Raw genomic sequence first — 11,976 nt, 5'->3', positions numbered from 1 at the left:
GCGATTAGACGGTTGCAACTGTCAAACCGCACTGCAAAAATGTCAAACATTCTCAATGTCTGACATGAGCATCTATCATTAATTCTGTATTCAAGCTTTTCCCTTCAAAAATATTAGGCTAATTTTGCAGGCTATGGCAAGAAAACCACACCCTATTATAAAGGAATTAGAGATTGAAAAAATAGCTTCAGAAGGTAAAGCTTTAGGCTATTACAACGATAAAGTAGTATTTGTTGCGGGAACTGCTCCCGGTGACATCATTGACGTTAGAGTACATAAAAAAAAGAAAAGCTTCCTGGAAGGAAGTGCTATTAAATTTCATAAAAAATCAGATCTTAGAATAGAGCCTTTCTGCAGTCATTACGGTGTTTGTGGCGGATGCAAATGGCAGCATTTAAGCTATGAAGACCAACTGGGCTTTAAAAGCGAGCAAGTGAAAGATTCTTTAGAGCGAATTGCGAAAGTTGACTTACCTGAAATCAAACCTATTCTCGGCTCTAAAAACACTACTTTCTACAGGAATAAAATGGAGTACACCTTCTCTAATAACAGATGGTTGACCACAGAAGAAATAGAATCAGGTAAAGAATTTGAATCAGATGCTTTAGGTTTTCATATTCCTAAAAGATTTGATAAGATTGTTCAAATTGAGAAATGCTATTTGCAAGCAGATCCTTCCAATGCTATTCGTAATTCAGTTGATCGCTTTGCAAAAGACAATAAGATTACCTACTTCAATTTAATTAAGCAAGTTGGCTTTCTACGAAACTTAATCATCCGGACTTCAACCACTGGTCAGACTATGGTCATCCTGCAGGTTGCAGAAGAAAACGAAGAATGGTTGAGCATGATGCTAAATCATATAAAAGAGAACTTCCCTGAACTTACTTCCTTGCTTTACATTTTAAATCAAAAAGGGAATGAAACTTTCCATGATTTGGATGTGCAGGTATTCTATGGAAAAGATCACATTATAGAGGAAATGGAAGGTTTACAATTTAAGATTGGCCCAAAATCTTTTTATCAAACCAATTCAGATCAAGCTTATGAATTGTATAAAGTAGCCAGAAATTTTGCTGATTTGAAAGGAGATGAAATTGTGTACGATCTCTATACCGGAACAGGAACTATTGCCAATTTCATTGCTAAAAGTGCCAAAAAAGTGATTGGTGTGGAGTATGTTCCTGAAGCCATTGAGGATGCCAAAGTCAATTCTCAACTCAATAAGATAGAGAATACCGATTTCTTTGCAGGAGATATGAAGGATGTCTTTAATGATGAGTTTTTAGCTCAGCATGGCAAAGCAGATGTTATCATCACCGATCCGCCAAGAGCAGGAATGCATCCTGATGTGATTAAAACTCTTCTGAATATAAGTGCAAATAAAATAGTATATGTAAGCTGTAATCCAGCCACACAAGCAAGAGATTTGGCTTTATTGGATGAGAAATATAAAGTTACATCCGTTCAACCGGTTGATATGTTTCCGCAAACACATCATGTGGAAAATGTGGTGTTACTAGAGTTGAAATAAAAATAAAGAAGTATAAATTAAAATTTAGCTAGGTTATAATAAAAAAAGGACTGATACATAAGTATATGTTTCCAGTCCTTTTTTTTATAAAGTTAAATCTTCTTAGAAGATGCAAATCATTTTTTGCCCCTAAAACAAATATGTGATAGAAAAATCAAGATAGTGCATTCTAAAATCATTTAGAGGATAAGCAGGAGCATCTAATTCTGCATCTATTTTTCCTAAAGCACCAAAGATCTCATTGTTTTTAAAGGTATTATTATCAAATGCTGCCCTATTACTAAAACTATACATTTCTGATGCGCTTAGCGGCAAATGATAAGTTAGTTGTATTGATATTTCTTTACCGGCCAATTCTACCGATTTTGCAGCTCCCAAAAAAAAATTAAACCGTACGGTATTGAAGATGTCCAAATCTCCAGTGATGGCTTCTGCGTCTTTTTGTTCTGCAATTAAAGTACCATTATCAAAATCTCTCACTACTTCAGATTCAATAGATTCTATCTGAGGAGTATTTAAAAAGTTGGCCTCAAGTCCAGCTAAAAGTACCGGCTTATCCAATCCGAGAGAATAATGCAATGTAACCGGTACAGATAAACGCGTAGATATTATCTTAGCTTCGGAATCGATCGTTTCAATAGTACCAGTACCTGCTTGATCTCTAGTATCCTCTAAATAACTGATCTTTATATTAGATTTCTGATAATTGAAAGACAACTCTCCTTGCAATGACAATTTATCGGTCAATAAATAGTTAGCGACAGCGCCAACGCCAACCATTGTTCCAGGTCTGTAACTAACATCCCAATCCTTTATATCAATATCTCTATTCATTTGGAATTCCAGATTGTTTTTTAAATTTCCTGAGCTGATCCACGAACTGCCGACATTAACTTTTCCTCCAAATCTCACCTGCCCAAAAGCAAAGTCTGAGATCATGAAAAAGATTAGGGTAATTAATGATGTTTTTAAAATTTTCATAAGCGAGTTTTATTAAAAAAAAGGCGATAACTACTCATTATCGCCTTTAGTTTGATTATAATTAATCCAAATTTGTCAAGTTTTGAAAATCCTTCGCAAAATCAATTTTATGAGACACTAACACTTTTAGTGTTAGAATGTATCATTGAGTTATTTAAACAATAGAATTTCCAATCCCATTACTTTACTTCTGCGGCTCCCGTTTGGGCGTTAACGCCAACTTCAAATTCTTCACCGTTACTGGCCAAAACCTCAAATGTATAGATCCACACATCAGGAAACTCTTCTTTAAGACTCCATCTCAAAACCTCTCCAGGCTGCGCATTCAGGGCAGCATCTTTTGCTGCAGAAAATTTTATCAAACCCATTCCCGGATCCACTTCATAATCAAACGGGCCCTGATCTCCTTCAATTCCTTTCAAAGATCCATCTTCTTGATAATATTCAAACTCTATAATTGCCCCTGAGCTAGTTTTTACATCTATTTCGAAATAAGTTACCCCTGCAGCAGTTGTAGTGGTTGTAGATGCAATTACTGTTCCGGATGTTGCGGCCATAGCCTTTGAAGTTGCTTGCTCCATTGTTATCGGTAAAACTTCATCCTCATCATCGCTACAAGAAGCAAAAACTCCTGCAAATAATACGGCTAAAAAATATAGTGATACTTTTTTCATAATTAATAAATAAGTTTTAAAAATAATTTAACTGCTAATAATTGGAGTGAGCTATGAGCCCACTCCCTTGAATTTCTTTATCAGATTTGTAAATAAATACTAATACTCAAACTCCACATCTGTTGCAAGATCTAAACCATCAGCTGCTATATCAAAAATATCTGCATTTATGGATTCGCTAATCACGATAACTCCATTTGCATCTCTTTCTGCAGCAGCAAGTTGGCTGGCAGTTACAGTAGCAAACCACACATGAGGATCAAGTGTTATTTCTGCAAGAGCATTAATACCATCAGATAAAACAACATTTCCTTCCATCTCTACTTCAAAAGTTTCTCCTGAATTAAACTCGAAACGAACAGGGTGAGACTCACCATTGTAAGTAAACGTACCATTCAATACTACTCCAGGCTCATCGCCTTCGTCAAAAAGCTCAATTTCAATTTCTACTTCTTCATAAGTTCCAGCAGGAATAGAAATTCCGCTTATATCTGGATTAGTAGTTCCAGTTGCAAAATCTAATACAGTTTGTTGCTCCAATTCAAATTCTATTTCTAAAGAATCCACATCTGCTTCTGCTTCAAATCTTATCTCACTTAAAGTTATGAAGCCATCTGTAAATATCAGACCATTTGTCAAAGCTCTTTGACTAGTATTATCTACAGTAGTCACTGTATTGAAGTCTAGATTTAATCTAGCACCATTTGTTTCATCTTCGCTGCAAGCAAACATTCCGAAAGCTATTGCAGTCATTACCAATAAAGATTTAATTTTCATCATTTTTATGTTTTGTTAATTTTCCTATAGACTGATAAGTTCTCAAAATAGTTGGAAAACATTGGATAGATATTTAGGCTGGGAGTAGCTGAATGATGTAAGAAAAGCATTTATTTTTACACCATAACTTCGCTCAAAAGCAAAAATCCTCACTAAAACAATAATGATAAATTGATGAAAACACAGGTTATTTCGAACCTAAACACCTATCCGACTTGAGTTAAAATCTCATAAATAAGCTGAACAGCTCATGTAATACAAAAGAAGTTGTTTCAGTTTAATGAAGATTATATTATTACAAAATCACAAACTGAAGAGAAAACTGAGCTTGTACTCTTCAAATATCAGAATACTTACAAATTCAAATATAATCGTGAGACTGAACACCTTGCAGGTTTATACTTCTTCAACTACAAATTGCAGTGGTGATTTTTTTTTTTGTAAAAAAAAGATTTGAAAATGAAAGCTTCCTTAATTAGGCTTAACTGCTATGAGCTTAGTGATGCTTACTTTCATCTATAACAGAAATTGTAAAATAAAATGTACTTCCTTTATTTGGATTTGATTTTACCCCTATTCTCCCTCCGTGCTTTTCCACAATTCGTTTACAGGCAGACAACCCTATTCCAGTTCCTGCAATGGAATCATGGCTGTGTAAGCGTTCCATAAAACCAAATATTTTACTTTCGTCTACTTGTTCAAATCCCATTCCATTATCTTGAACATAGATAGTGTGGAAATCATCCTTCTTTTCCCACGAAAGGGTAATCACAGGATTTTTTTCTGACCGGTATTTGATTGCATTTGAAAATAAATTTTGGAAAAGTCGAACAAATTGGATTTTTACACCCATTACTTCAGGCAAATCAGGTATGTTTATAATGGCTTCATTTTTTTGTACTTCACCATCAAGAATCTCCAAGGCCAGGTTGCATGCTTCATTCAGGGAAACCGCTTCAAAACCTGAGGATTTTTCATCTATTTTGGAATATTCCAGCAAATCACGAATCATCATTTTCATCAATTCGGCATTGCTTGCGATTTTTGAAAAAATAAGTTCCTCTTCTGATCCGGCTTGAATAACGTTTTTTTTCTCAAGGATGTGTACCATGCCGGAAATAGCATTTAACGGGGCTTGTAAATCATGTGAAGCAGTATAAGCAAAACGTTCAAGTACTTTATTCATTTCTTTTAATCTATGCGTAGTTTCTTCAGCTTTTTTTTGTGCTATTAGTAACTCCTCTTCATACATTTTTCGATGCGTAATGCCGAGAACAGATATTAGATATACAGGCTGCTTATTAAAATCCTGTTGAATTTGTTTTGCATTGATCAATGTCGGAATCCTAATCGTGCCTTTCCCAATTAATTCCAAACTAATTTCAGTAACATCGCCCTGCATCTGTAGTAAAGACATAAAATGCGTTTCGAGGTAAATTTTATCCCCCATACTTAAAAAATCGCGGAATGCTTTCTTGTTTACAATTTCGCTTCTTTCAAAATTCAACCAGTTAAGTAAGGTGCTGTTAATCTTAATGATATTACCATCCGACTGCATCGTTAAATAGCCACAAGGGGCATTCTCATAAAGATCTATTGCATCTTCTGTTTTCAAATTTTTAATTTTTTTAGATAAGATTTCATTGCCCTTATAGTTTGTTCAGGTTCAGTCAAATGTGGACAATGTCCAGGTGATTCAAGTTGTGTATAACTGCTTTTTGGCATCTCTTTATATACAAATTTGCCCACTTCTACAGGAGCTATTATATCTGGGTGGGATTGAATAATCAATGCCGGTACAGTTACCTTTGATAAATCTTCACGATTATCCCCTAGAAAGGTTACTCTTGCGAAATGTTTGGCAATCTTGGGGTTCATTCTGCAAAAACTATTATGCAATTCTTCTGAAAATTCCGGTTTACCAGGAGTTCCTGCTATTACAGGCGTTATCGAACTCGACCATCCAAGATAATTGCTTTCAAGCGTTTCAATAAGCTCATCAATATCCATCTTTGAAAAGCCACCATAGTATTCATCATTATTAATATAGCAGGGTGATGGTCCAATTAATATTAGCTTTTTGAATAATTCCGGGCGTTTAGCAGCCGCCAGAATTCCAATTATGCTACTAACTGAATGCCCCACATAAGTAACTTTTTCCAATTTTAGCACTTCACAGATTTCAATAATGTCATCTGCATAACCATTTAGGTCATTGTACTTTTCAACATTATATGCCTGTTCATCAGAATTCCCTGAACCTACATGATCAAAAAGTATAATGTCATAATCTTTTTCGAAAGCTGGGGTAATAAAACGCCACATATTTTGATCGCAACCGTAACCATGGGAAAACATCATAGGTTCATTACCATTGCCAAGCCTGTTAATATAATTTCTCGATATTATATCCTTTTCCATATATCATTAAATCCAAAAATTTTAACTCTTAAAGTTAAAATGAATTATTAAGGCTAAAAGCTAAATGATTTTACCAACCGATTTCGTAATTATCTTACCTTAACAGTTTATTTACTAATATACTCAAAGTAGTGAAGAAAATCGAGTTGGAAAAGCTCATTACGAACTATTTAAAGCCTTTCTATCTTTGATTTGCCATTAAATATAAATACTTTGAATTTCAAATCTTCTTTTTAAATAAAGAAAAGGTTCAAACGACCATTTTATTCCTGTAAAATTTTTTTATTAATCTATCACTCATTCTTAGAACGATAGATTTCAAATTCTACTCTCCTATTCAACCTTCTATCGTCATCTGTCTTTTCATCTACAACCACAGGTTGATTATTTCCGAAGCCTTCCGCCACTACTCTGTCATCATCAATTGGATGCAGTATAATAATGTAATCTCGAATTGCATCCGCCCTTTCCTGAGATAGCGATTTATTTCGTAGCTCATCACCAGAAGAGTCGGTATGGCCTGATATTTTCAACTTAAACTCTGGGTAATCAAGTAGAAAATCTACTACTTTATCCAAATCACTATACATATCGGGCCTGAGCTTTGCAGAGTTTTCTTCAAACTCAATAGATTTAAATCTAATCTTACTGGATATAGGATCTATATTTCTATTCATAACAGTATCTCCTGAACGAAAAAACATTTCTTCTATTCTGAAAAGCTTATCAGATTGTACTACCATTACATAATTAGCATTATTAATGAGGTTAAATTCAAAGCTACCGTCTTCTCGGGTAAATTTTGGGGCGATTTCTATTCCGTTTTCAATATCCACAATCGATACTATCCCCCTAAATGGCTGCCCTTTTACTGTATCAATCACCACCCCTGAAACTTTTGTATCTGCTCCAGGCATTGCTTCCATAGGCAGTGGAAATGAAAATAGGTCCAGATTATAACTTCGCATGGAAGATGAACCGGCATAAAACAAATCTTCTGATTCGGAATCTATCGTAAAATAATACTCATCTCCTTCTGTATTAATCAAAGGTCCAATATTCTGAGGCTCATCCCACAAAAATGATTTAGAATTGGACTTATAAATGTCAAATCCTCCGAAATTCAATAAATGGCCATTCGAACTGAAGTATAAAATTTTAAAACGAGGATGAATAAAAGGACTCACTTCATTACCCCGCGTATTGACAACGGGTCCAAGATTTCTTGCTCTTGTCCATTCACCATTTTTATCCTTTACAGAAAAATATATGTCCGATAAACCAAACCCACCAATTCGATCAGAGGCAAAGAAAAGAGAATCTCCTGTTACAGATAAGGTCGGATGAGAATCCCAGGCTTTAGAATTCAAATTTGCACCTAAATTAACCGCTTTACTCCACGTGCTATCTTCCTGAAGATGCGTTTCATATAAATCACAATTTCCAAAGCCATCAGGAGCCCCGCATCTTGCAAAGATTATCTGATTACCTTCTGAGTTTAAAGTTGCAGAACCTTCATTATGTCGACTATTGATATCTCTCAATTGCACAGCATCCTGCCACATCCCTTCCTCTTGAACCGCTATATATAAATCCTCATTTGAATTATTGGATAATATATTACCACTCAAACTTCGCTTTGAAGTGAAAATCATTGTTTTATTGTCCAATGTGAGAGCCGGGGCATAATCTGCCATATTGGAATTTATTTGTTTCCCCATGCTAAGCAATATCCCTCTTGGCGGCACCAAAGTATCGATTGATTTTCTAAAATCAACTAACTCATAATAATAATCAATGGGCACATAATCGTCCGTTTGTTCTAGCTGAACAGAATCCATGAAAATCTCCATCTGCCTTAGATCAATTTTACTTTGATGGTGTTTTAAGGCTAGTCTATATAAACTTTTAGCTTTTTCGAAATCACCATAGAGTTCTTCCATTTTAGCTAATTGCCAGATAAAACGAGTGTCTTTATAAAAATTTTCTGTGGCAAACTTTTTCACATAATCCTCTAACAAATCTTTAAAGCGCTCCCAATTTTCATTTTCTTGAGCTCTATTAATTTTAGTCAGCGCGTTTTCATCTTCATAAAAATTGATTTGATTTACGTTAGGAAAATAAAAAGGAAATAATTGATCTATCTCGTTTTTAGAAAGGTCAACCTGAGGATTATATTGTCCTAAAAGATTAACAGAAAAACATAGGGACAATATTAAAAAGCAATATTTTAAAGGGTGCTTCAAGACAATTTGATAGTTTTACGGTAAATATGTCAGTATATTAAACTTTAATATCCGAAAAATGTCGGAATTGTATCTAATTTAAATCTAAAATTAGGCAATATTTTATTGGCATAACAATTGAATTAGGCAAGCACCCAATTATATGGGACGAAAAAGAGATTTCAAATGCCAAAGTGGCTGAAATATTAAAAATATATATGGATTCAATATTTAAGCATCAACAAGTTTTTTCAGATATAAATGATGATGAGACTGGTGAGTTAATACAACTCATATCTACAGATGAAGAAAATAGTATGCGAGAGGAAGAGTTACCTGATCAGCTTCCAATCCTACCCATCAGAAATACTGTGCTTTTCCCCGGGGTTGTTATCCCCATAACTGTAGGTCGTCAAAAATCTATTAAACTGGTAAAAAAAGCTTATAAAGGAGATAGAATAATAGGGGTAGTAGCACAATCCAATAGTAAGGTTGAAGATCCAGGAAAGGATGATATTTACAACATTGGAACTGTAGCTCGTATCCTGAAAATGATCGTATTACCGGATGGTAATACCACCATCATTATTCAAGGAAAGCAAAAATTTGAAGTAAAAGAGATTGTTCAGGAAGATCCATTCTTAGTTTCCACTTATCAGGAATTAGATGATGAGGAACTAGATCCTAAACTAAAATCTAACAAGGCGGTAATTCAGTCATTAAAAGATGCTGCCAGTAAGATCTTAAAACTCAATCCTGAAATTCCTCAAGAAGCTCAGGTAGCCTTGGACAATATAGAAAACCCTAATTTTCTGACTCATTTTCTTTCCTCCAACATCAATTCTGAGGTTGCAGAAAAACAAAAGCTATTGGAAAAAACCAATGCTAAAGAACGCGCTACTTTACTATTGGAATTCATGCTGAAGGATATCCAGATGTTGGAACTGAAAAATGAAATTCATAAAAAGGTTCATACGGATATTGATCAGCAACAAAGAGATTATTTCTTAAGACAGCAAATCAGAGTTTTACAAGATGAGTTGGGACAAGATAGCCCTGATCAAGAACTGGATAACTTGAGATTAAAAGCTGAAGATAAAAACTGGTCAAAAACTGTACAAAAACATTTTGATAAGGAAATAGACAAACTTTCCCGTATCAATCCACAGGCGGCTGAATATCCAGTCGCCATGAATTATGTGGAATTGTTGTTAGAATTACCTTGGGGTGAATTGACTAAAGATAATTTCGACCTGAAAAGGGCTAAGAAAATATTAGATCGCGACCACTACGGACTAGAGAAAGTAAAAGAAAGAATTATAGAATATCTTGCGGTATTAAAACTTAAGCAGGATATGAAAGCGCCTATTTTATGTCTTTATGGACCTCCGGGAGTAGGTAAAACCTCTTTAGGGAAATCTATATCTGATGCCTTAGGTAGAAAATATGTGCGCATGTCATTAGGTGGTGTTCATGATGAAGCAGAAATTCGTGGACATAGAAAAACCTATGTAGGTGCTATGCCGGGGAAAATTGTTCAGAATATGAAAAAAGCAGGATCATCCAATCCTGTTTATATTTTGGATGAAATTGATAAAGTGAATTCTGATTTCAGAGGTGACCCTTCTTCTGCTTTGCTAGAGGTTCTAGATCCTGAGCAGAATGAAACCTTCCAGGATAACTATCTGGAAGTAGAATATGATTTATCAAACGTATTATTTATCGCTACTGCCAATTCCTTAGATACTATCCATCCTGCATTAAGAGATAGAATGGAGATAATTGAGGTAACCGGTTATACTTTAGAAGAAAAAGTAGAAATCGCTAAAAAACACTTGATTCCTAAGCAAAAAAAGGAACATGGTTTAAAAGCAAAGGATGTTACGATCAGTAAAAAAGCAGTTGCTAAAATCATTGAGGATTACACCAGAGAATCAGGTGTAAGAGGATTGGAAAGAACGATTGGAAAAGTCGTGAGAAATATTGCCAAATCCATTGCGATGGAGGAAGAGTTCAATAGCAAAATTGAAACGGAAGATGTTATAAGAATTTTAGGGGCCGAGGCTTTTGAAAAAGAAATATATCAGGATAATGAAACCGCTGGTTTGGTAACTGGATTAGCCTGGACCTCAGTTGGTGGTGAAATTTTATTCATTGAATCTAGTTTAAGCAGAGGAAAAGGCAAATTGACACTTTCCGGTCAGCTGGGAGATGTAATGAAAGAATCTGCTATGACTGCCCTCTCCTATTTACGTTCTCATGCAGAAGAATTAGGAATTCATCATAAGGTATTTGATCATTATGATTTACATATTCACGTGCCGGCAGGAGCAGTTCCAAAGGATGGTCCTTCAGCTGGTATAGCGATGATCACTTCTTTGGCTTCTATTTTTACGCAAAGAAAAGTAAAATCCAGATTAGCCATGACAGGTGAAATTACCTTGAGAGGAAAAGTTTTACCAATTGGCGGATTGAAAGAGAAAATATTAGCTGCAAGAAGAGCTGGGATCAAAGATGTGATTTTATGTCAGCGAAATAAGAAAGACATAGATGAAATAGATTCAAGATACATCAAAGGCTTAAATATTCATTTTGTAGATCAGGTAAATGAAGTATTAGAAATTGCTTTATTGAATGAAAAAATCAAGAATCCAATAAATTTTGTGATTCCTGAAGATGACAACAAAAAAACAGTATCTGCCACTCTTATATGATTTGGCAAAAGGTCATAGCAAGCCTTTTCACCATCTGTTTGACCATTACAACAGCTTATGGTCAAATAGGTGGGCTGCGTGCCTTTGAATTTTTAGAAACACCCAATCATGCTAGAATAGCCGGCTTGGGAACAGTAAACGTGAGTTCCAATGTGGGCGATGTTAATATGACCTGGCAAAACCCTGCATTATTGAATTCGGATATGGCAGGACAAATTTCATTTAGTCTAAATCCCTATTTAGCTGATATTTACAACAGTCAAATCACCTATGCTCAGGATTTTGAAAAATTAGGTATTTTCAGCTTTGGAATCAGCTATTTCCATTACGGACAGTTTGAAGGATTTGATAATACGGGTGGTGCTACAGAAGATTTTAGTGCTTCTGATTATGCCATTCAAGTGAGTCATTCCAGAGAAGATGGAGTATTTCGATATGGCGCAAGTTTAAAATTTGTAGCCAATCAAATCAGTGGTTTTAATCAATCTGCAATTTTGACTGATTTAGGAGGTGCATTTGTCCATCCTGATGAAGATTTAAGCTTAGGCTTAGTAATCAAAAATTTAGGATTTTTCACCTCCAGGTTTTCAGTGGAGGATAGAAATTTACCTTTTGATATACAATTAGGCGGAACATACAAACCTGAGTTT

Annotated in this window: 9 protein-coding genes; 3 read left to right on the top strand and 6 right to left on the bottom strand. The window is 35.0% G+C overall.

Annotated elements, in window-relative coordinates:
- Window positions 1-133 precede the first annotated feature (133 nt).
- Window positions 134-1,534: a 23S rRNA (uracil(1939)-C(5))-methyltransferase RlmD gene (gene rlmD, locus Q0L29_RS09835; protein ID WP_296621252.1), complete on the top strand. Its 1,401-nt coding sequence runs from the start codon at window positions 134-136 to the stop codon at window positions 1,532-1,534.
- 129 nt (window positions 1,535-1,663) lie between these two features.
- On the opposite strand, the gene Q0L29_RS09830 is transcribed toward rlmD, so the two are convergent.
- The 6 genes from Q0L29_RS09830 to Q0L29_RS09805 all read right to left on the bottom strand — a co-directional run bounded on the left by Q0L29_RS09830 (window position 1,664) and on the right by Q0L29_RS09805 (window position 8,633).
- Window positions 1,664-2,515 carry an outer membrane beta-barrel protein gene (locus Q0L29_RS09830; RefSeq protein WP_296621251.1) on the bottom strand — a complete coding sequence of 284 codons (852 nt, stop codon included), beginning with the start codon at window positions 2,513-2,515 and terminating at the stop codon, window positions 1,664-1,666.
- Between the two features lie 179 nt (window positions 2,516-2,694).
- A complete protein-coding gene (locus tag Q0L29_RS09825) occupies window positions 2,695-3,189 on the bottom strand; it encodes a PepSY domain-containing protein (RefSeq protein WP_296621249.1) in 495 nt (164 codons plus the stop codon).
- Window positions 3,190-3,288: 99 nt separating this feature from the next.
- Complete coding sequence (locus Q0L29_RS09820; RefSeq protein ID WP_296621247.1) at window positions 3,289-3,969, bottom strand: hypothetical protein; 681 nt, start codon at window positions 3,967-3,969, stop codon at window positions 3,289-3,291.
- Between the two features lie 493 nt (window positions 3,970-4,462).
- Window positions 4,463-5,581, bottom strand: coding sequence for an ATP-binding protein (locus tag Q0L29_RS09815; RefSeq protein WP_296621245.1), 1,119 nt, complete (start codon window positions 5,579-5,581; stop codon window positions 4,463-4,465).
- A complete protein-coding gene (locus Q0L29_RS09810; protein ID WP_296621242.1) occupies window positions 5,578-6,387 on the bottom strand; it encodes an alpha/beta hydrolase in 810 nt (269 codons plus the stop codon). Before Q0L29_RS09810 ends, Q0L29_RS09815 begins: the two co-directional genes overlap by 4 nt.
- 293 nt (window positions 6,388-6,680) lie before the next feature.
- Window positions 6,681-8,633 (bottom strand): OmpA family protein, encoded by a 1,953-nt coding sequence (locus Q0L29_RS09805; protein ID WP_296621240.1) that lies wholly within the window; start codon window positions 8,631-8,633, stop codon window positions 6,681-6,683.
- 197 nt (window positions 8,634-8,830) lie between these two features.
- Here Q0L29_RS09805 and lon point away from each other — a divergent pair, with 197 nt between their 5' ends.
- Both lon and Q0L29_RS09795 read left to right on the top strand, forming a co-directional pair.
- A complete protein-coding gene (gene lon / locus Q0L29_RS09800; protein ID WP_296621238.1) occupies window positions 8,831-11,326 on the top strand; it encodes an endopeptidase La in 2,496 nt (831 codons plus the stop codon).
- The coding region (locus tag Q0L29_RS09795) for a PorV/PorQ family protein (protein ID WP_296621235.1) at window positions 11,323-11,976 on the top strand (654 nt) is incomplete at its 3' end. The genes lon and Q0L29_RS09795, both read left to right, overlap by 4 nt.

This window comes from Marivirga sp. (assembly GCF_024636815.1).
Classification (GTDB): Bacteria; Bacteroidota; Bacteroidia; order Cytophagales; family Cyclobacteriaceae; genus Marivirga.
Note: the sequence above shows the minus strand (reverse complement) of the source record. Positions and strands in the feature narration are given on the sequence as shown.